An 18251-nucleotide genomic window follows, 5' to 3' on the forward strand; every position below is an offset into this window, starting at 1 on the left:
GGCGCGCGATCCCTTGCCGCGCTCGCGTGGCCGGCGATCCCGCGTTGCGGGTCCCTCGCCGGGTCGCTCGCGCGGCATCGCCGGCGGCAAATACCAAGGCCAGACCGGCGTCACGCTGCCGAAGACCTGAAGCCCGATCGGCTCGCGGCGGTACGCGATCCCTTGCCGCGCTCGCGTGGCCGGCGATCCCGCGGCGCGGGTCCCTCGCCGGGTCGCTCGCGCGGCATCGCTGTCGGCAAATACCAGGGCCAGACCGGCGTCACGCTGCAGAAGACCTGAAGCCGGATCGATCCGCGACGGCGCGCGATCCCTTGCCGCGCTCGCGTGGCCGGCGATCCGGCGACGCGCTCGGGGCGCTGAAGGCGTGAGCGTGCGTCAGCGCCGCGCGCGCGGCCGCAGCAGGCTCCATGCCGAGGCTTCGCCGTCGGCCTGATAGATGTTCTTGTCGTCGGCGGCCAGATAGCGCTCGTTCCAGTACGCGGTGCTCATCGGCCTGGCCTGCACGGGTGCCTTCTGGTCGAGCTGCGCGGCGCATTCTTCGAGCGTCGCGGTGCGCGTCTCGATCCACTCGGTGCCGATCTTGATCTGGCAGGCCGGTGCCGCCTCGCCGCCGATCGTCGTCTTTGGTTCGTAGGTTTCCGAGGAAATCGTCGCCGGCGCGAAGACCGGTTCGGACGGCTCGGGCGCGGCCATCGGCGGCTTGGTGGTGGCCGGTGGCGCGGCCTGGAGCGGCGACAGCAGGGCGGCGGACAGGGCCAGGACAACTACGGCGGGGCGAAGCATGGGGAGGCATTCCGTTGCGGGCCGAGGCGACATCTTATCGCCAGCGGCCGCGCCTGCCGCAGCGGCTGACGCTCAGGGCGAGCGACGCTCGCGCAGCAGCGACCAGTCGCGGCCGTCGGTCGAGCGGTAGATCGCGCTGCGGCTGGCGGCCAGGAAGGTGCCGCGCCAATACGCTTGGCCGAGGTGGTCGGCGCCGTCCGCAGCCACGGACGATTCCAGCGCATCGGCGCATTCGGCGAGGCTCAGGTCGGTGCGCGAGCGCCAGTGCCCGGCGTCGCGCAGGCTGCAGGTGCCGCGCGCCTCGGCGCCGGCGGCCTGCGCGGTCGCCGCGATGGCGGCAGCGTCAGCGGGCGGGGCGGCCTCGTGCGCCGCGTCGGCGGCGATGGCCGCCAGCACATCGGCCGGCACGGGCGCGTCGGCCGAAGCCGGCCAGGCAAACGCGGACAACACGGCAAACGGCAGCAACCGCCACATGCGAGGGCTCCTTCGAGACCGCGCGATGATAGCGGACGGTGCGCCGACGCCGACGCCGACGCCGACGCCGGTCCGGCCGGCCTGGCGCTGGCCGCCTAGAAGCGGTAGCGCGGCAGCCGGTGCACGGCGGCGATCGCCGCACCGTCGGCCTTGGCCTTGATCTCGATGAGCACGCTGTGCACGACCGCCTCGGCATAGCCCTGGGCAGCGAGGAAGCGCCGCACCGGCAGCAGCTGCGGTTCGCAGCCGTTCTCGATTTCGCGCGAGAGCTTCATAGGGTCGGCGGCGTCGCTGCCGATGTAGCGCTCGCCGAGCGAGTCCTGCAGGCAGGTGCGGTAGGCCTCGCCGAGGCCGTTGGCGTGCTGCAGATCCGGTTTGCTGATCTGGCGCGGCGCTTCGGCGCCGGCCCCGGACGAGGCCGCCAGCAAAGCGGCAAGAACGAAACAGCGCATGGATAGATCCCCCCGGCCCCACCGGGATGCGGCGTTTGAGTGTCAGAGACTACGCCAGGTACGCAAGGACTGTACCGGCTACCGATCAGCGGAGGCTTCCGGCAGACCGGCGCGCCCGGCACTCAGGCGCCGGCACCGGCGCGGCGCATGCGCGACAGAAAGCCCATGACGCGCGCCGCGACGCCGGCTTCTTCCGGGGCGCGGACTTTCTCGACCGCGTGCGCCGCGCGCAGCGCTGGGGCGGCGCGCAGCAGGCGGTGATGGCGCAGCGCGCTGGCCAGGCTCATGCTGAAGGCGCCGCGCCGCAGCGGCTTGGGCAGCAGGCGGTAGACCTGGCCCTGGTTGATCAGGCCGATGAACACGGAGACGTCGGCGAACGGCGTCAGCACGATCGTGACGATCTCCGGATACTCGGCCTTGAGCATCTTCAGCAGGCCGGTGACGCTCTGGCCGCCGACCGCCAGCTCGGAGACGACGACGCCGACCGTGCCGCGCTCGAAGGCCGCCAGCGCCTCGTCGAGCGTGCGCGCCCAGGCGACCGGCTGCGAGCTGCCGACGATGTCCTGCACGGTCTTGTAGATCTCGGCGTCGTCGTCGAGGACCAGGATCGTCTCGGCGCTGGCGATCGCCGGCGCCACGAACTGGCCGGTCTCGGTCTGCAGGGGCTGCGGCGGCGCCGCGGCGCCGGCGGCGTGCAGCGAGCCGGCGATCTCGGCGGCCTGGCGCACCGTCTGGCGCAGGTCCTCGGCGTCCCAGGGCTTGTTGACGAAGCGGAAGATCTCGCCCTCGTTGACCGAAGCGACCACCGCGTCGAGCTCCGAGTAGCCGGTGAGCAGGATGCGCATGGTGTGCGGCGAGCGCGCGCGCACCTGCTTGAGCAGATCGGCGCCGCGCATCAGCGGCATGCGCTGGTCGCTGACGACGACGTCGACGCGCTGCTCGGCGACGGCGCGCAGCGCGGTCGCCGGATCGGTGGTCGCGATCAGCTCGTACTGGCCGCGGAACAGCATCGCCAGCGAGCGCAGGATGCGCTCCTCGTCGTCGATCAGCAGCAGCGTGGACTTGCTCATGGCGATTCCCTGTGGTGCGGCCTCAGGCGGCCAGCGATGCGGCCGGGGCGAGATGGCGCGGCAGCGAGATGACGAACTTGGTGCCGCGCCCGGGCTCGGAGACGACGTGGATCGCGCCGCCGTGGGCCTGCACGATCTGGTGCGAGATCGACAGGCCGAGACCGGTGCCCTGGCCGATCGGCTTGGTCGTGAAGAACGGGTCGAAGATGCGCTGCAGGTGCTCGGCGGCGATGCCGCGGCCGTTGTCCTGGATATGCACGCGCACCCAGTCGGCGTCGGCTTCGGTCTTCAGCAGCAGCTTGCCGCCGTCGTCCGGCACCGCCTGGGCGGCATTGGTGACGATGTTGAGCAGCACCTGGTTGATCTGCGACGGCGAACAGCGCACCGGCGGCAGCTCGGGGTCGTAGCGCCGGATCAGCTCGAGGCGGTTCTTGATCGCGTTGCGGGCGATCACCAGCGTCTGTTCGAGGCAGTCGTTCAGCGACACCTCGGCGGTGCGCGCCTGGTCCAGGCGCGAGAAGTTGCGCAGGTTGACGACCAGATCCTTGATCGTGTCGGCGCCGTGCAGCGTGTCGCGGAACAGGTCGCGCGTGTCCTGCAGCAGCTCGGGGTCGGCGAGCGAGGCGCCGAGTTGCTGGCAGCGGCCGATCTGCGCGGCCAGCGCCGTTTCGTCGAGGGCGTCCGCGGTCAGCATCGACACCAGCCGGTGGTGCTCGGTCAATGCCGCCACGCCTTCCTCGAACAGGCCGCGGATCATCTCGACGTTGTTGCGCACGTAGCCGAGCGGCGTGTTGATCTCGTGGGCGACGCCGGCGACCATCTGGCCGAGCGAGGCCATTTTCTCGGACTGCACGAGCTGCGCCTGCGAGGCCTTGAGCGCGACGAAGGCCGCGTCGACGCGGCGTTGCAGGGCGGCCAGAAGGTCGACGGCGATGCCCATGCCGGCGTAAGTGCCGTCCTGTTCGAGGATGAAGTCCTCGGTGATCGGCGCGCCGAGATGGGCGGCGACGTAGCGCGCCGCGTCTTCGAGCGGGGCGCTCAGCTCGACGCGCAAGGGCTCGGCGTTCATCAGGCTGCTCACCGGCCGGCCGCCGTAGAGGTCGCGCCCGAAGCGGCGCAGGAAGACGTTATTGAGCGTGTGCCGGCTGATCGTGCCGACCACGCGCGCGCCGCTGACGATGGGCAGGCACAGCAGACGGGCGTGCGCGGGGAGCAGGAAGGTGTCCGCGGCCTCGTCGACGGTGGCGGTGAGGCGCAGCGGCACGACGTCGAGCCGCAGACGGCCGAGGTCGTCCGGGGCGTCAGCGGGTTGGGGGGCGTTCATCAGGCGCGCGAGCCTACGACAGGCAGATGACGCCCTCATTGCGCCCGCCGTGCCCGCGCCGGCGGGGCCGGGACCCCGGCCGCAGCCCGGTCGGTCGGCGCCGGCCGGATGCCCCGGATGGTTGTTTGGCGCCGGCCCCCTTGAATCCCGCGAGGCCGTCCCCAACAATTAGCAGCCTTCGATGGCGAGTGCTAATAGGGCCGCCCAGAACGGTACCGGGCATCCGCCGCGGGAATCATCAACTCATTGACCTATCGGGAGATTCACCATGAAGCTTCGTCCCCTGCACGATCGCGTGATCGTCAAGCGTCTCGAGGAAGAGAAGAAGTCGGCCGGCGGCATCATCATTCCGGACAACGCCGCTGAAAAGCCGGTGAAGGGCGAGATCCTCGCCGTCGGTCCGGGCAAGAAGGACGAAGCCGGCAAGCCGATTCCGCTCGACCTCAAGGTCGGCGACACCGTGCTGTTCGGCAAGTATTCGGGTTCGGAAGTGAAGGTCGACGGCCAGGACCTGCTGGTCATGCGCGAAGACGACGTCATCGCCGTGTTCGCCAAGTAATCCGCTCTTCCCATCGCACTACATCGCTTTAAAGAGGAATTGAAATGGCTGCCAAAGAAGTGAAGTTCGGTGACGACGCCCGTTCGCGCATGGTCGCTGGCGTCAACGTGCTCGCCAACGCCGTCAAGGTCACCCTCGGCCCGAAGGGCCGCAACGTCGTGCTCGACAAGGCGTTCGGCGCCCCGACCGTCACCAAGGACGGCGTCAGCGTCGCCAAGGAAATCGAGCTGAAGGACAAGTTCGAGAACATGGGCGCCCAGCTCGTCAAGGAAGTCGCCAGCAAGACCTCCGACGAGGCCGGTGACGGCACCACGACCGCCACGGTGCTCGCCCAGGCGATCGTCAACGAAGGCCTGAAGTCGGTCACCGCCGGCATCGACCCGATGGACATCAAGCGCGGCATCGACAAGGCCGTCGAAGCCGTCACCGAAGAGATCAAGAAGAACGCCGTGCCGTGCAAGGATCGCAAGGCGATCGCGCAGGTCGGCACCGTCTCGGCCAACGCCGATGAAGCGATCGGCAAGATCATCGCCGACGCGATGGACAAGGTCGGCAAGGAAGGCGTGATCACCGTCGAAGACGGCTCGGGCCTCGAGAACGAGCTGAACGTCGTCGAAGGCATGCAGTTCGACCGCGGCTACCTCTCGCCGTACTTCATCAACAACGCGCAGAGCCAGCAGGTCGAGCTCGACAGCCCGCTGATCCTGATCACCGACAAGAAGATCAGCAACATCCGCGAGCTGCTGCCGGTCCTCGAAGGCGTCGCCAAGAGCGGCAAGCCGCTGCTGATCGTTGCCGAAGACGTCGAAGGCGAAGCGCTCGCCACCCTCGTCGTCAACAACCTGCGTGGCATCCTGAAGGTCGCCGCCGTCAAGGCGCCGGGCTTCGGCGACCGCCGCAAGGAAATGCTCAAGGACATCGCCATCCTCACCGGCGGCACGGTCATCACCGAAGAGCTGGGCCTGTCGCTCGAGAAGGCTTCGCTCGCCGATCTCGGCACCGCCAAGAAGGTGCAGATCGAGAAGGAAAACACCACCGTCATCGACGGCGCCGGCAAGAAGGACGCGATCACCTCGCGCATCAAGGAGATCAAGGCCCAGGTCGAAGCCGCGACCAGCGACTACGACAAGGAAAAGCTGCAGGAGCGTCTGGCCAAGCTCTCCGGCGGCGTCGCCGTGATCAAGGTCGGTGCCGCGACCGAAGTCGAGATGAAGGAAAAGAAGGCGCGCGTCGAAGACGCCCTGCACGCGACCCGTGCGGCCGTCGAGGAAGGCATCGTGGCCGGCGGCGGCGTCATGCTGGTCCGCGCGTCGAAGGTGCTCGAGAAGCTCAAGGGCGCCAATGAAGACCAGACGGTCGGCATCGGCATCCTCAAGCGCGCCATCCAGGAGCCGCTGCGCCAGATCGTCAAGAACGCCGGCGAAGAAGCTTCGGTCGTCCTGAACAAGGTCGCCGAAGGCAAGGCGGCGTTCGGCTACAACGCCGGTTCGGGCGAGTACGGCGACATGATCGAGATGGGCATCATCGACCCGGCCAAGGTCACGCGCCTCGCGCTGCAGAACGCGGCCTCGGTCGCTGGCCTGCTGCTGACGACGGAAGCGATGATCGCCGAACTGCCGCAGAAGGCTGAAGCGCCGGCGATGCCGGGTGGCGGCATGGGCGGCATGGGCGGCATGGGCGATTTCTAAGAAATCCCGGTATGTCGTCCTGACCGGCCGGCGCCATCCGTGGCGCCGGCCGGCAAGGCAAGCAGTCCGCTGTTCGATCGGGGCGCCTTCGGGCGCCCCGATTTTTTTTTGCGTCAGGCACGACGGTTTTACAAAACGACCGATCGTGCTAAATTCGCCACATGAATCTGAGTAAAGGCGAACAAACCCGCAGGCTGATCCTGGACCGCGCGCTGACGATGGCGGGCGAGGTCGGGCTCGAAGGCGTGTCGATCGGCGCGCTCGCCGAGGAGACCGGCCTGTCGAAGAGCGGCCTGTTCGCGCACTTCAAGTCGAAGGAAGCGCTGCAGCTGGAAGTCCTGCAGGAGGCGATCACGCGCTTCACCGTGCAAGTGCTGCAGCCGGTTCTGGCGACGCCGCGCGGCGAGCCGCGTGTGCGGCGGCTGTTCGACAAGTACCTCGAATGGATACGCGGCGACGATGCGCGGCGCGGCTGCATTTTCCAGAAGCTCACCAGCGAATACGCGGGCCGCGACGGGGCCGTGCGCGATCGCCTCGTGCAGTCGCAGAAGGACTGGCGCGACGCCATCATGCGCGCCGTGCAGGGCGCGATCGACGAAGGGCATTTCCGCCGCGATCTCGATCCAGCCGTGTTCGCGCACGAGATGCTCGGCATCGCCATGGTGTTCCAGAGCGCGTGGCGGCTGATGCGCGAGGCCGACGCGCTGCCGCGCGCGCAAGCGATTTTCGACGCGCTGCTCGCCCGCAGCCGCTCCGTTCCGTAGTCCCGCTACCCAGGGGAGTTCCATGGCCACACAGCCGCTCACTGCTTCGCCTGTCGATTCGTCCGTAAAAAGCACGATCGTTCGATCTAAAACAAGATCGCAGCCTTTCCTGCGCCCGACGTTCCGCATTCTCGACCGCCTCGCGCCGACGCTCGCCGCCCGCCTGGCGCAGCGCCTTTTCTTCACGCCGCCGCGCGCCGTCTTGCGCGAGGAGGAGCGCGAGATTCTCGACGCCGGCCGCCGCGGCACCATCGAACACCGCGGCGACCGTCTCGCCATCTGGCGCTGGGGCGAGGGGCCGCGCGCGCTGCTCGTGCACGGCTGGGGCGGTCACGCCGGGCAGATGACGGCGCTGGTCGAGCCCTTGGTCGCCGCCGGCTATGAAGTCGTCGCGGTCGACCTGCCGGGCCACGGCCTGTCCTCCGGCGACCGCGCCTCGGTACGGCACTTCGCCGATGCGATCGCGCATGTGGCGCAAGGGCTCGGCGGCATCGACGCGCTGATCGCGCACTCGCTCGGCTCGGCCGGCAGCACGCTCGCACTGTCGCGCGGCCTCGCCGTGCGGCGTGCCGTCTTCTTCGCACCGCCTGCGCGCTTCGACGCGATCTGGGCCCGCTTCCGCGGCGGCCTCGGCATGTCGGCGGCGACATGGACGCGCTTCCAGCGCCGCGCCGAGGCCTGGCTGGGCCTCACGTTCGCCGAGATCGCGCCGGCCGATCTGGCGCCCGATCTGCGCGTGCCGCTGCTCGTGATCCACGGCACCGGCGATCGCGAGGTCTCCCTGCAGGAAGGCGAGCTGCTGCAGCGGCGCTGGCCGCTAGCGCGCCTGCATCGCGCCGAGGGTCTCGGCCATCTGCGCGTACTGAAGGATGCGGCCTGCATCGACGCGGCGCGGCATTTCCTCGCGGCATCGCAACGCTGAATCAACTCAGGAGAGTTGCCCATGAAACTGTACGCCGACGCAATGTCCTGCTCGCTGGCGTCCCACCTCGCACTGCTCGCGGCCGGATTGCCGTTCGAACTGGTCTGGGTCGACAACCAGGCCAAGCGCACCGACGATGGCCGCGACTACTACAGCATCAACCCGAAGGGTCTCGTGCCGGCGCTCGAACTCGACGACGGCAGCGTGCTGACGGAGAGCGCCGCCGTGCTGCAATACATCGGCGATCGCGCACCGCAGGCGCAGCTTGTGCCGCCGCCCGGCAGCGAGGCGCGCTACCGCCTGCAGGAATGGCTGAACTTCATCGCCACCGAGCTGCACAAGTCGGTCTTCAATCCGTACTTCAGCGCGCACAAGCAGAACGTGCTGCCGCCGGAAGCGCTGCAGCGCTACGTGCTCGGCCTGCTCGAGGCGCGCCTCGACTATCTCGATCCGCAGCTGCAGAACCGCGAGTGGCTGGCCGCCGAGCACTTCACCGTCGCCGATGCGTATCTGCTGGCGGTTCTCAACTGGGTGCAGTACGCCAGGATGCCGATGCAGCGATGGCCGGCGCTGTCTGCGTACCACCGGCGTCTGCTCGAACTGCCCGTGGTGCGCGAGGTCATGCGGCGCGAACGGGAGCGTTACGCGAAGAAGGCCTGATCGTCCCGCAGGCCGTCTTCGCCGAATCGGCGCTGACGGAAAAAGACGCAGCACGGAATCCGCTTGCCGGGGCGCCATCGGGCGCCCCGATTTTTTGCGCTACGCTTGGACCGTGAAATCCTTCGAGCACGTCTACCGCCTGCATCGCCTGCTGAAGAGCCGGCGCTATCCGGTGCCGTTCGAGCGCGTGATGAGCGAGCTCGAATGCTCGCGTGCGACCACCAAGCGCGTCCTTGCCTATCTGCGCGACGTGCTCGGCGCGCCGATCGAAAGCTCGCGCGAGCCGCGCGGCTATCGCTACACCGACGCCGCCTACGAACTGCCGGGTTTCTGGTTTTCCGCCGAGGAACTGCAGGCTCTGCTCAGTCTGCAGCAGCTGCTCGCGACCTTTCAGCCGGGCCTGCTCGACGACGCGCTCGCGCCGCTGCGCGAGCGCCTCAACCAGATCCTCAAGTCACAGAATCTGCAGACCGGCGAAGCGGGACGTATCCGCTTGCTGCGCGCCGCGGCGCGCCCACCGGGCCAGCACTTCGCGACGATCGCCGCTGCCGTGCTGCAGCGCCAGCGCCTGCGCATCGCCTACGAGGCGCGCGGCACCGGCCAGATCAGCGAGCGCGAGATCTCGCCGCAGCGGCTGACGCACTATCGCGACAACTGGTATCTCGACGCCTGGTGTCACAAGTCGAATGGCCTGCGCACCTTCGCCGTCGACTGCGTGCGTGCGGCCGAGGCGCTCGACGCGCCGGCCGAGGACGTCAGCCCCGAGCGGCTCGACGACGAGCTGGCTGGTTCCTACGGCATCTTCTCCGGAACGCCGACCGCGACCGCGATCCTCCGCTTCACGGCGGAACGGGCGCGCTGGGTCTCCGCCGAAACCTGGCACCCGCTGCAACAGTCCGTCTGGCTGCCCGACGGCAGCTACGAACTGTCCGTTCCCTATCACCGTGACGAAGAACTGATCCTCGACATCCTTCGCTACGGACCCGATGTGGAGGTGCTGGCGCCGCCGACGCTGCGTGAAGCAGTCAAGGCCCGCCTCGCGGCCGCGGTGGAGCGCTATCGGTAGGCGATCGGCTTCCGCGCTTTGTGAGAAACAGGGCTCACATTACGGTACGGTGGAGTTGCACACTCCTCGCAGGCGCGCGGGGCGGCGTACGGGGCGCCGGTTGATCGCCAGGGGGGCGCAAATGGTCGGGGGCGTTTCATGAGTGCGACTGACATGCATCGGATGCGTCGGTGACGCATGAGACTCTGTTATGCGCATTCCACCAGTAAGCCGGATTGCTCTGACTGGCAACCGCTCGCCGAGCATCTGCGCAATACGGCGCAATTGGCTGCGCTGCGCGCAGCGCCGTTCGGTGGCGCCGACATGGCCCGCGTGGCCGGCCTGCTGCACGACATCGGCAAGTACACCGAGGAGTTCCAGCGACGCATCGCCGGCGATGCGATCCGCGTCGACCACGCCACACGCGGCGCGATGCTGGCCGTCGAGCGGTATGGGCCGATCGGTCATCTGCTCGCGTACGCGATCGCCGGGCATCATGCGGGCCTGGCCAACGGCACCGACGGCGGCGAGACGCGCGAGCGCACTTCGCTACGCGACCGGCTCAGGGGCGTCGGATTGCCGCCGCTGTTCGCGGAGTGGCAGCGCGAAATCACGCTGCCGGATTCGGTCCCGCACCCGCAAGGCTTTCGTTCCAGAGCGGATCAGGGTTCTTTTCAGCTCGCCTTTCTGGCGCGCATGCTTTTCTCGTGCTTGGTCGACGCTGACTATCTGGACACCGAGGCGTTCTACGATCGCGTCGAGCGTAGAGCCTCACACCGCGATGCGTCGACGCCGGCACTCGTGGATCTGCGCTCACGCCTCGACAGGTATCTCGGGCGCTTTGTGGCGGACACGCCGGTCAACGCAGTGCGCGCCGACATTCTTCGCCACATGCGGGCGCAGGCGGGGCTTGATTTGGGCCTGTTCTCTCTAACGGTGCCAACGGGCGGCGGCAAGACACTGGCGTCGCTGGCCTTTGCGCTGGATCACGCCATCCGACACGGTCTTCGCCGCGTGATCTTCGTGATTCCGTTCACCAGCATCGTCGAGCAGAACGCCGCCGTGTTCAGGGCGGCGTTGGGCGATCTGGGTGACGCCGCCGTGTTGGAGCATCACAGTGCTTTTGTGGCCGCGCCCCCGCCCAGGGATGCGCCGGACCGCTATCAGGCGCATGAGAAGCTGCGGCTGGCGATGGAGAACTGGGATGCCCCGATCATCGTCACGACTGCCGTGCAGTTCTTCGAGAGCCTGTTTGCAGCTCGCCCCGCGCAGTGTCGCAAGCTGCACAACATTGCCGCGAGCGTCGTCATCCTCGATGAAGCGCAGACGCTGCCGCTCAAGCTGCTGCGGCCATCGGTCGCGGCGATCGACGAACTGGCGAGGAACTATCGTTGCAGCGTTGTGCTTTGCACGGCGACCCAGCCGGCATTGGAAGCGCCGAAATTCGAAGGCGCGCGCGGGTTCGAAGGCGGACTTGAGAAAGTTCGCGAACTGGCGCCGGAACCGGCGCAGCTGTTCCGCAGGCTCGAACGCGTCCGGGTCCGGCACATCGGCGTGCTGGATGACGCGGCTCTGGCCGCGCAGATGCGGGCGCGCGAACAGGTTCTCTGCATCGTCAACAACCGCCGGCATGCGAGGGCGGTCTATCAGGCGATGGCCGATCTGCCCGGTGCGCGGCATCTGACCACGCTGATGTGCGCGCGCCATCGCAGCGAGGTATTGGCCGAGGTGCGCGGCATGCTCAAGCGCGGCGAGCCTTGCCGCCTGGTGGCGACGTCGCTGATCGAGGCAGGCGTCGATGTCTCTTTTCCGGCCGTGCTGCGGGCGGAAGCCGGGCTCGACTCGATTGCGCAGGCGGCAGGTCGCTGCAATCGCAACGGCGAGTGGCCGGTGGCGCAGAGCGAAGTGCTCGTGTTCGATCCTGGCAACGATGAATGGGTACCGCCGCCGGAGCTCAAGCAGTTCGCTCAGGCGGCGCGCGAGACCCTGCGCCAGCATGGCGATGATCCCCTGTCGCCCGCAGCCGTCGAGGCGTACTTCCGGACGCTGTACTGGCAGAAGGGCGATCAACAGCTGGACGCTGGAAATCTGCTTGGCCTCCTGAGAAACAGCCGCACCGACAGCCTGCCGATGGAGACGCTGGCCGCGAAGTTCCGGATGATCGATTCGGCCCAGAAGCCGGTGATCGTCCTCTACGGCGACGACGGCGACGCGAAAGGTCTGGTCGACTCGCTGTATCACGCCGACAAGGTGGGTGGCATCGCGCGGCGTCTGCAGCGTTACTTGGTCCAGCTGCCGGATAAGGCGTTCGGGGCGCTGTGCGGCGCAGGGGCGATACAAGCCGTTGCACCGGAGAAATGGGGCGAGCAATTCATGCTGTTGGCGAACGCGGATCTCTACGACCATCGTTTGGGATTGAACTCCGACAATGCGACGTTTGTACGCTCGGAGCGCCTGACATGGTGAGCGAGGTGCGAAAGGCGATCATTTATCTGATCACGTATCCGAATGGGAAGATCTATGTCGGCAAGGATATGACCAACAGCATCAACTACTTTGGAAGTGCGGACGACACTCTGGTCGCCAGGGACTTCGGCGACGAACAGCGCCGGGATTTTGTCGTCAGAAGAACGGTGCTCTGGGAATCCAGCACGGCGACCTTGCAGGAGGTCAACAGGATGGAAGTTCAGCTGATCAGGCAATGGAAAGCCAACGATCCGAACACTGGCTACAACCGCTGGCCTCGCTTCAGGCCGAATGCGCTGACCGCTTCGAGTTGTGCAAACGGGCAGGAGGGGCCATGGGCTTCGGAATCCGTCTATTGATTTGGGGCGAACGAGCCTGCTTCACGCGCCCCGAGATGAAAGTGGAACGCGTCAGTTACGACGTCATCACACCGTCTGCCGCGCGCGGCATCCTCGAAGCGATCCACTGGAAACCGGCGATCCGCTGGCATGTCGACCGCATTCATGTGCTGAAGCCGATCCGTTTCGAGTCGATCCGGCGTAACGAGGTCGGTTCCAAGTTGTCTTCTGCCAGCGTGGTCAAGGCGATGAAGGCGGGGTCTACGGACGGCTTGGCCACCTGCGTGGACGAGGACCGGCAGCAGCGTGCGGCCACGGTGCTGCGCGATGTGGCCTATGTGATCGCTGCTCACTTCGAGCTGACGGATCGAGCCGGGCCGGATGACAATGTCGGCAAGCACCTCGATATTTTCAATCGCCGGGCCCGAAAGGGGCAGCACTTCCATGCGCCCTGCATGGGGGTTCGCGAGTTCCCGGCGCATTTCCGGCTGCTGGAATCCGAAGAGCCGATACCGACACCAGATGCCGCGCTGGCCGGCGAGCGTGATCTGGGCTGGATGCTTCACGACATCGACTTCTCCGACGACGCGACATCCCGCTTCTTCCGGGCACGCATGATCGACGGCGTGATCGACGTTCCGCCGTGGACCAGCGACGAGGTGAAGGCATGATCCTGCAAGCGCTGGATCGCTATTACCACCGGCTGGTCGAGCGCGACGCCGACGGCATCGCACCGTACGGCTACAGTCCGGAAAAGATCAGCTATGCGATCGTCCTCGATCGCAATGGAAACGTCGTCGACGTCAATGATGTCCGCGATACGTCGGGAAAGAAGCCCGTTCCGACCTTAATCGAGGTGCCCCAGCCGCCCAAACGATCGAGCAACGTCGCGCCTTGCTTCCTATGGGACAAGACGAGCTATGTGCTCGGCGTCAGTGCGGCGAGCAAGCGGACTGAGCAGGAGCATGCGGCGTTCCGGACGCTGCACGAGCAGGCACTCGCCGGCGAGACTGACGAGGGGCTCCTGGCGTTCTCGGCTTTCCTCAGCCGTTGGACGCCGGATCAGTTTTGCGGCCCGCTGTTCAGCGAGGAGATGAAGGACGCAAACGTCGTCTTCAGGCTCGATGGGGAGCACGACTACCTACACGACCGTGCCGCTGCCAAGGCCGTCCGGGCACGGCTTCTGTCGGCGACGCCGGGCGATGAGGACGATGCAGCGGCTCCGGCCGTCTGTCTGGTGACGGGACAGAGGGCGCCCATTGCGAGTCTGCATCCCTCGATCAAGGGCGTCATGGGCGCGCAGAGCTCTGGCGCTTCGATCGTTTCTTTCAACCAGGAAGCGTTTACGTCCTACGGAAAGATGCAGGGCTACAACGCGCCGGTTTCCGAGCAGGCGGCATTTGCCTATACGTCGGCTCTGAACTACCTCTTGCGGCGTAGCGAACATCACCGCCAGAACCTGACTGTGGGCGACACGACCGTCGTGTTCTGGGCGGAAGCCGACAAGGTCGCGGAGGCTGCGTGTGCGGAAACCACGTTCGCCATGCTGCTGAACCCGACTGATACCGATGACAGCGAGGCCGAAAAGCTGCGCCGGGTATTGCACGGAATCGAGCAGGGCCGCCCTCTGGCCGAGATCGATCCGGATCTTGCGGCAGGAACGCGGATGTTTGTCCTCGGCCTCGCGCCCAACGCTTCGCGTCTCTCTATCCGCTTCTGGCTCGTCGACACGTTCGGCGATCTGGCCCGCCATCTCGTACAGCATGAGCGCGATCTGCGCATTGAACCGCAGCCGTGGAGGACGGCTCCCTCCGCATGGCGACTGGCGTTGGCGACGGCGCCCTCGCGCGATGGCCGAGCCAAGAGCGAAGACGTTCCGCCGCAGCTGGCCGGCGAACTGCTACGAGCCATTCTGACCGGGGGGCGCTATCCCGCCAGCCTGCTCGCCAACGTGCTGATGCGAATGCGCGCCGATGGCGAGATCTCGGGCGTGCGCGTCGCCATCTGCAAGGCAGTGCTCTCGCGCAATGCGCATTCATCTGATTCTGAAGAGGAGGTCCCCGTGAGTCTCGACAAGGAATCCACGCAGCCGGCGTATCTGCTGGGGCGCCTGTTTGCCGTGCTGGAGTATGTGCAGCGCAGTGCGCTCGGCGGCCAGGTGAACGCCACGATCCGGGATCGCTATTACGGCGCGGCATCGGCGACGCCGGCGTCGATCTTCCCGGTCCTGCTGCGCAACACGCAAAACCATCTGGCCAAGCTGCGCAAGGAGCGGCCCGGGCAGGCGGTGAACCTGGAGCGGGACGTGCGAGAAATCGTCGACGGTCTGCCGGACCAGTTCCCGCGCAGTCTGCACATCGAGGACCAGGGCCGTTTCGCGATCGGCTACTACCACCAATCGCAGTCCTATTTCACGAAGCGCGCGGCCGAGCCTGACGCCGCGCAGGAAACCGAAACCGATACGGAGGGGGCACAGTCATGAGCGTGATCGCGCATCGCTACGAGTTCGTCTATTTGTTCGACGTGGCCAACGGAAATCCGAATGGCGATCCGGACGCCGGCAACCTGCCGCGGCTCGATCCCGAGACCAACCGCGGTCTGGTGACCGACGTCAGCCTCAAGCGGAAGATCCGCAACTTCGTGGCGCTGGAGAAGGAAGATGCGCCGGGCTATGCGATCTACATGAAGGAGAAGGCCATTCTGAATCAGCAGCACCAGAAAGCCTGGGAAGCGCTGAAGATCCCGCCGGATGCCAAGGAGGCGTACAAGAAGCTTCCGAAGGACGAGGCCAAATCGCGCGAGATCACGGCGTGGATGTGCTCGAACTTCTTCGACGTCCGCACGTTCGGCGCCGTGATGACGACAGGCGTCAACGCCGGACAGGTCCGCGGTCCCGTGCAGTTGGCGTTTGCGTCCTCCGTGGAGCCGGTCATTCCTCTCGAAATCGCCATCACGCGCATGGCGGTGACGACCGAGAAGGAAGCCGATGCGCAGAGCGGCGACAACCGGACCATGGGGCGCAAGCACATCCTGCCGTACGGGTTGTACCGCGCGCATGGCTTCGTGTCTGCCAAGCTGGCGGAGCGGACCGGCTTTTCGACGGACGATCTGGCACTGCTGTGGCGGGCGCTCGCCAACATGTTCGAGCACGACCGCTCGGCCGCGCGTGGCGAGATGGCGGCACGCAAGCTCGTCATCTTCGAGCACGAAAGTCCGATGGGTAATGCGCCGGCTCACGTGCTGTTCGATGCAGTGAAGATCGAGCGCGCCAGTGACTCAAGCGAGCCGGCACGCAGTTTCAAGGACTACCGCGTCAGCATCGATAAGAGCGCCATCCCGCAGGGCGTCAGCGTCACGGAGTACCTGTAAGCGAAGGCTCGGGGCGGACGATGGAAGACGAAGACGATCTGATTCCACTGTCCGCCCTTCAGCATTATCTGTACTGCCCGCGCCAGTGCGCGCTGATTCATGTCGAGCGCTTGTGGGCGGAGAGCCGACACACGGCTGAGGGGCGGCTGATGCATGATCGAGCCGATGTGCCCGGTGTGGAGATCCGGCACGGCGTGCGCACGGATACGTCGATGCCGCTGTCGGCGCCGGAACTCGGGATTGCCGGTGTGGCCGATGTGGTCGAGTTCCGACCGGGTGTGGCGGGCTTGATCCCGTGCCCGATCGAATACAAGCGTGGCCGGCCGAAGGCACATCGTGCGGATGAGGTTCAACTCTGCGCGCAAGCCCTTTGTCTTGAATCCATGCTTCATTGCGAAGTTCCGGAGGGGGCACTTTTCTACGGCAAGACGCGGCGGCGAAAGCCAGTGATCTTCGATACGGAACTGCGCGAGCTGACCCTGGAGACGATCCGTGCGGTGCGCCGGATGCTCGATGAAAGGCGAACGCCAACTGCGACATATGAGGCCAAGCGCTGCGACGCCTGCTCGTTGCTCGAACTCTGCCGGCCGCAGGACCTCAGGCGCCGCATCTCCGTGCGCGACTGGCTGTTGCAGCAGACTGCGGAGCCCGCCTGATGCGGCGTCAGCTCAACACGCTGTATGTCACGACGGAAGGCGCCTGGTTGCGCAAGGACGGCGCCAACATCGTGATGGACGTTGAGCAGGAGGAGAAGGCGCGCATTCCCGCCCATATGCTCGAAAGCCTGGTGTGCTTCGGGCGTGTGCTCGTCTCGCCGCCGCTGCTGGGCTATTGCGCGGAGCAGGGCATCAGCGTTTGTTTCCTGAGCCCGAACGGTCGCTTCATGGCGCGGGTCGAAGGGCCAGTCTCCGGAAATGTGCTGCTGCGCCGAGAGCAATATCGGCGCTCGGATGATCCCGGGGGCTGTGCCGCGATCGTTCGAAATCTGCTGATTGGCAAGCTCTACAACCAGAGAGTTGTGCTCGGACGGGCTTTGCGCGACCACAGTGAATCGATGACTCCGGACGCGATGGCGGCCGTGACACATGCCTATCAACGGCTTGAACGCATCTCGGCGAAGCTCCAGATGGAAAGCGACGCGCAGTTGATGCGTGGTCTGGAAGGGGAGGCGGCGCAGGCTTACTTCGGAGTCCTGGATCATCTGATCCGTACCTCGTCGCCGTTTTTTCGCTTCGGCGGACGTAATCGCCGGCCGCCGCGCGATGCCGTCAATGCGCTGCTGTCGTTCTTCTATACCCTGCTGACGCACGACTGCCGCTCGGCGCTCGAGGCGGTGGGCCTTGATCCGGCGGTCGGCTTCCTGCATCGCGATCGGCCAGGAAGGCCGAGCCTGGCGCTCGATCTGATGGAAGAATTCCGCGCATTCCTGGCCGATCGGCTGGTGCTTTCGATGATCAATCGGCGACAGCTGACCGAGCGCGACTTCCAGTCCATGGACAATGGGGTCGTGCTCCTTCGAGAAGAGTCGCGAAAGAATCTGCTCGTGGCTTATCAGGAGAGAAAGCGCGAGGAGATCCAGCATGCTTTCATTGGCGAGAAAATGCCGATTGGCATGCTGCCATTGATGCAGGCGCAACTGCTGGCACGCCATCTGCGCGGCGACCTCGACGCGTATCCGCCGTTTCTATGGAAGTAGCAGCATGATGGTGCTGGTCAGCTACGACGTCACCACGATTGACACGGCAGGCCGGCGAAGGTTGCGCAGGGTGGCCAAGGCGTGTCAGGACTACGGGCAACGCGTGCAGCTATCTGTCTTCGAGATCGAGGTCGAGCCGGCACAGTGGGCGAGCCTTAAGCAGAAGCTCGTGGACTTGATCGAGCCGGAATTGGACAGCCTGCGCTTCTATTACTTGGGCGCAAACTGGACGCGCCGTGTCGAGCACGTGGGCGCAAAGCCTGCGACGGATCTCAACGGACCGCTGGTTTTTTGACCGTGGTCGCGCGAACCTGAAGTGGCCGGTCCGCGCTCATGGGGTTCGCGGCTCTTTAACAAGCTGAGAATGTTCCAGATCTCCGTTGCCGGCGCCGCGAGCGCAGCCTTGGAGCATGTGACCGCATCCGGTTCGCGCCGGCCGCAAGTTGAACCTATAGAAGTCAGTGAGTTAAATCTGCGGAGTCGCGCCCCTCGCGGGCGCGTGGATCGAAACGGGGCATTGCCGAGCGGGTTGAGAAGGCCCTTAAACGTCGCGCCCCTCGCGGGCGCGTGGATCGAAACATTGCTTTCGTAGAAGCGGCCCGGGCTTACCGGAGTCGCGCCCCTCGCGGGCGCGTGGATCG

General features: G+C 66.4%; 19 protein-coding genes. 14 read left to right on the forward strand and 5 right to left on the reverse strand.

Annotated features, from left to right (window positions below; all coding sequences use genetic code 11):
• Positions 1 to 375 precede the first annotated feature (375 nt).
• From H149_RS0117450 to H149_RS0117470, 5 genes are all read right to left on the reverse strand, one after another.
• A complete protein-coding gene (locus tag H149_RS0117450; protein WP_020651064.1) occupies positions 376 to 783 on the reverse strand; it encodes a hypothetical protein in 408 nt (135 codons plus the stop codon).
• 72 nt (positions 784 to 855) lie between these two features.
• A complete protein-coding gene (locus tag H149_RS23475; RefSeq protein WP_020651065.1) occupies positions 856 to 1257 on the reverse strand; it encodes a hypothetical protein in 402 nt (133 codons plus the stop codon).
• A 95-nt stretch (positions 1258 to 1352) separates the two neighbouring features.
• On the reverse strand, positions 1353 to 1709 hold the full coding sequence (locus H149_RS0117460) for a hypothetical protein (protein ID WP_154654909.1): 357 nt from the start codon (positions 1707 to 1709) through the stop codon (positions 1353 to 1355).
• A 122-nt stretch (positions 1710 to 1831) separates the two neighbouring features.
• Positions 1832 to 2779 carry a response regulator gene (locus tag H149_RS0117465; RefSeq protein WP_020651067.1) on the reverse strand — a complete coding sequence of 316 codons (948 nt, stop codon included), beginning with the start codon at positions 2777 to 2779 and terminating at the stop codon, positions 1832 to 1834.
• A gap of 22 nt (positions 2780 to 2801) precedes the next feature.
• The gene (locus tag H149_RS0117470) at positions 2802 to 4103 is read right to left on the reverse strand and encodes a sensor histidine kinase (RefSeq protein WP_020651068.1); all 1302 of its coding nucleotides are present in this window, start codon (positions 4101 to 4103) and stop codon (positions 2802 to 2804) included.
• Positions 4104 to 4371: 268 nt separating this feature from the next.
• Between H149_RS0117470 and H149_RS0117475 the strand changes: the two genes are divergently transcribed.
• The 14 genes from H149_RS0117475 (at position 4372) to cas2 (ending at position 17905) form a co-directional block, all read left to right on the forward strand.
• Complete coding sequence (locus H149_RS0117475; RefSeq protein ID WP_020651069.1) at positions 4372 to 4662, forward strand: co-chaperone GroES; 291 nt, start codon at positions 4372 to 4374, stop codon at positions 4660 to 4662.
• Positions 4663 to 4706: 44 nt separating this feature from the next.
• On the forward strand, positions 4707 to 6350 hold the full coding sequence (groL, locus tag H149_RS0117480; RefSeq protein WP_020651070.1) for a chaperonin GroEL: 1644 nt from the start codon (positions 4707 to 4709) through the stop codon (positions 6348 to 6350).
• 161 nt (positions 6351 to 6511) lie between these two features.
• Positions 6512 to 7114 carry a TetR/AcrR family transcriptional regulator gene (locus H149_RS0117485; RefSeq protein WP_020651071.1) on the forward strand — a complete coding sequence of 201 codons (603 nt, stop codon included), beginning with the start codon at positions 6512 to 6514 and terminating at the stop codon, positions 7112 to 7114.
• 22 nt (positions 7115 to 7136) lie between these two features.
• Positions 7137 to 8036 (forward strand): alpha/beta hydrolase, encoded by a 900-nt coding sequence (locus H149_RS21570; protein WP_083931106.1) that lies wholly within the window; start codon positions 7137 to 7139, stop codon positions 8034 to 8036.
• A gap of 21 nt (positions 8037 to 8057) precedes the next feature.
• On the forward strand, positions 8058 to 8696 hold the full coding sequence (gene gstA, locus H149_RS0117495) for a glutathione transferase GstA (protein WP_020651073.1): 639 nt from the start codon (positions 8058 to 8060) through the stop codon (positions 8694 to 8696).
• Between the two features lie 112 nt (positions 8697 to 8808).
• Complete coding sequence (locus H149_RS0117500; RefSeq protein WP_020651074.1) at positions 8809 to 9762, forward strand: helix-turn-helix transcriptional regulator; 954 nt, start codon at positions 8809 to 8811, stop codon at positions 9760 to 9762.
• Between the two features lie 177 nt (positions 9763 to 9939).
• The gene (locus H149_RS0117505) at positions 9940 to 12207 is read left to right on the forward strand and encodes a CRISPR-associated endonuclease Cas3'' (RefSeq protein ID WP_026353284.1); all 2268 of its coding nucleotides are present in this window, start codon (positions 9940 to 9942) and stop codon (positions 12205 to 12207) included.
• On the forward strand, positions 12201 to 12566 hold the full coding sequence (locus H149_RS21575; protein WP_020651076.1) for a GIY-YIG nuclease family protein: 366 nt from the start codon (positions 12201 to 12203) through the stop codon (positions 12564 to 12566). Before H149_RS0117505 ends, H149_RS21575 begins: the two co-directional genes overlap by 7 nt.
• Positions 12542 to 13216, forward strand: a complete 675-nt coding sequence (gene cas5c, locus H149_RS0117515; RefSeq protein ID WP_026353285.1) for a type I-C CRISPR-associated protein Cas5c — start codon at positions 12542 to 12544, stop codon at positions 13214 to 13216. The genes H149_RS21575 and cas5c overlap by 25 nt, the downstream gene beginning before the upstream one ends.
• On the forward strand, positions 13213 to 15027 hold the full coding sequence (cas8c, locus tag H149_RS0117520) for a type I-C CRISPR-associated protein Cas8c/Csd1 (protein ID WP_020651078.1): 1815 nt from the start codon (positions 13213 to 13215) through the stop codon (positions 15025 to 15027). Before cas5c ends, cas8c begins: the two co-directional genes overlap by 4 nt.
• A complete protein-coding gene (cas7c, locus tag H149_RS0117525; protein WP_020651079.1) occupies positions 15024 to 15914 on the forward strand; it encodes a type I-C CRISPR-associated protein Cas7/Csd2 in 891 nt (296 codons plus the stop codon). The genes cas8c and cas7c overlap by 4 nt, the downstream gene beginning before the upstream one ends.
• 20 nt (positions 15915 to 15934) lie before the next feature.
• The gene (gene cas4, locus H149_RS0117530; protein WP_020651080.1) at positions 15935 to 16570 is read left to right on the forward strand and encodes a CRISPR-associated protein Cas4; all 636 of its coding nucleotides are present in this window, start codon (positions 15935 to 15937) and stop codon (positions 16568 to 16570) included.
• Positions 16570 to 17610 (forward strand): type I-C CRISPR-associated endonuclease Cas1c, encoded by a 1041-nt coding sequence (gene cas1c / locus H149_RS0117535; protein ID WP_020651081.1) that lies wholly within the window; start codon positions 16570 to 16572, stop codon positions 17608 to 17610. Before cas4 ends, cas1c begins: the two co-directional genes overlap by 1 nt.
• 4 nt (positions 17611 to 17614) lie before the next feature.
• The gene (gene cas2, locus H149_RS0117540; protein ID WP_020651082.1) at positions 17615 to 17905 is read left to right on the forward strand and encodes a CRISPR-associated endonuclease Cas2; all 291 of its coding nucleotides are present in this window, start codon (positions 17615 to 17617) and stop codon (positions 17903 to 17905) included.
• Positions 17906 to 18251: the final 346 nt, after the last annotated feature.

The sequence above is a fragment of the Solimonas variicoloris DSM 15731 genome, from assembly GCF_000382285.1.
Lineage (GTDB): Bacteria > Pseudomonadota > Gammaproteobacteria > Nevskiales > Nevskiaceae > Solimonas > Solimonas variicoloris.

Coding starts and splice junctions, on each gene's coding strand:
- H149_RS0117450 (WP_020651064.1), bottom strand. CDS start 783: ATGCTTCGCCCCGCCGTAGTTGTCCTGGCCCTGTCCGCCGCCCTGCTG.
- H149_RS23475 (WP_020651065.1), bottom strand. CDS start 1,257: ATGTGGCGGTTGCTGCCGTTTGCCGTGTTGTCCGCGTTTGCCTGGCCG.
- H149_RS0117460 (WP_154654909.1), bottom strand. CDS start 1,709: ATGCGCTGTTTCGTTCTTGCCGCTTTGCTGGCGGCCTCGTCCGGGGCC.
- H149_RS0117465 (WP_020651067.1), bottom strand. CDS start 2,779: ATGAGCAAGTCCACGCTGCTGCTGATCGACGACGAGGAGCGCATCCTG.
- H149_RS0117470 (WP_020651068.1), bottom strand. CDS start 4,103: ATGAACGCCCCCCAACCCGCTGACGCCCCGGACGACCTCGGCCGTCTG.
- H149_RS0117475 (WP_020651069.1), top strand. CDS start 4,372: ATGAAGCTTCGTCCCCTGCACGATCGCGTGATCGTCAAGCGTCTCGAG.
- groL (WP_020651070.1), top strand. CDS start 4,707: ATGGCTGCCAAAGAAGTGAAGTTCGGTGACGACGCCCGTTCGCGCATG.
- H149_RS0117485 (WP_020651071.1), top strand. CDS start 6,512: ATGAATCTGAGTAAAGGCGAACAAACCCGCAGGCTGATCCTGGACCGC.
- H149_RS21570 (WP_083931106.1), top strand. CDS start 7,137: ATGGCCACACAGCCGCTCACTGCTTCGCCTGTCGATTCGTCCGTAAAA.
- gstA (WP_020651073.1), top strand. CDS start 8,058: ATGAAACTGTACGCCGACGCAATGTCCTGCTCGCTGGCGTCCCACCTC.
- H149_RS0117505 (WP_026353284.1), top strand. CDS start 9,940: ATGAGACTCTGTTATGCGCATTCCACCAGTAAGCCGGATTGCTCTGAC.
- H149_RS21575 (WP_020651076.1), top strand. CDS start 12,201: ATGGTGAGCGAGGTGCGAAAGGCGATCATTTATCTGATCACGTATCCG.
- cas5c (WP_026353285.1), top strand. CDS start 12,542: ATGGGCTTCGGAATCCGTCTATTGATTTGGGGCGAACGAGCCTGCTTC.
- cas8c (WP_020651078.1), top strand. CDS start 13,213: ATGATCCTGCAAGCGCTGGATCGCTATTACCACCGGCTGGTCGAGCGC.
- cas7c (WP_020651079.1), top strand. CDS start 15,024: ATGAGCGTGATCGCGCATCGCTACGAGTTCGTCTATTTGTTCGACGTG.
- cas4 (WP_020651080.1), top strand. CDS start 15,935: ATGGAAGACGAAGACGATCTGATTCCACTGTCCGCCCTTCAGCATTAT.
- cas1c (WP_020651081.1), top strand. CDS start 16,570: ATGCGGCGTCAGCTCAACACGCTGTATGTCACGACGGAAGGCGCCTGG.
- cas2 (WP_020651082.1), top strand. CDS start 17,615: ATGATGGTGCTGGTCAGCTACGACGTCACCACGATTGACACGGCAGGC.